The sequence below is a fragment of the Agrobacterium tumefaciens str. B6 genome, assembly GCF_001541315.1.
Lineage (GTDB): Bacteria > Pseudomonadota > Alphaproteobacteria > Rhizobiales > Rhizobiaceae > Agrobacterium > Agrobacterium radiobacter.
In genome coordinates, this window is sequence record NZ_LMVK01000040.1 from 1 (window position 1) to 884 (window position 884).

Below are 884 nucleotides of genomic sequence, written 5' to 3' on the forward strand. Positions count from 1 at the left end.
TGGTTGTCGGGGCTGGCGGCACGGCGGGCGAAATCATCGCCGCCGCTCGGCTGGAACCGCAATGGTCTTTTGTCGCCGTCGCTCCTTCAGCGCCGATGCTTGACCTTGCACGCGAACATCTGGTCAGGGCCGAGGGGTCTGACCGGGTGGAGACGGTTCTCGGAGCCGTCGCCGATCTGGATAGAGCCCCGTCGTTTGACGCAGCAATCATGATCGGCGTGCTGCACCATTTACCGGGGGACGCCGCGAAGCAGGATATTCTGACGCAGATTGCAGCGCGGCTACATCCTGATTCCCCCCTGATTGTCGCGGGGAATTACCGGGCGTATGGGTCGCAGCCCCTGCTCATGGCGGCCTGGGCAGCACGCTGGCGTATGAACGGCGCCGCTCCCGAAGAGGTCCAATCTAAAATGGGAAAGATTCTGCAGGGTGCGGAGCCACCCCGATCGGAAGACGAAGTCATTTCATTGCTGGCCGGCGCTGGTTTCAAGCACCCACTTCGGTTCTTCGAAAGCCTGTTTTGGGGGGCGTGGCTGGCCCGACGGCATGAGAAGACAAAATAATGCACAGTTCGCGTCGATTGCGGACGCCGTGGATGAGGTGACCCCGCGCGGAGCGGAAGGCCAGCTTTCAGTGACTTCAACGCGAGCGACCTAGATGACGGCGAGAAGCCTATGTTCAGGGCGCTAATCTTCTGTTTCCGATTAGGCGCGATTGCGAACGCGAGCGATGTTAGCGCCTTGAGATCCCATTAGGGGTGAGCAACGGCCCGCACCGTGACAGAGTAAGGTCGCTATAAAACCCTTGGGAGGGCCAACCATGCCGAAAACAGCAGATCAAACTCAAGCACAGACCACGCCCCTCGTCGATCTTGGCGCGATATT

General features: G+C 60.2%; 1 protein-coding gene. It reads left to right on the plus strand.

All coding sequences use genetic code 11. The features are described 5' to 3' along the window. The coding region (locus tag ASB65_RS21045) for a class I SAM-dependent methyltransferase (RefSeq protein WP_060725271.1) at positions 1-563 on the plus strand (563 nt) is incomplete at its 5' end. Positions 564-884: the final 321 nt, after the last annotated feature.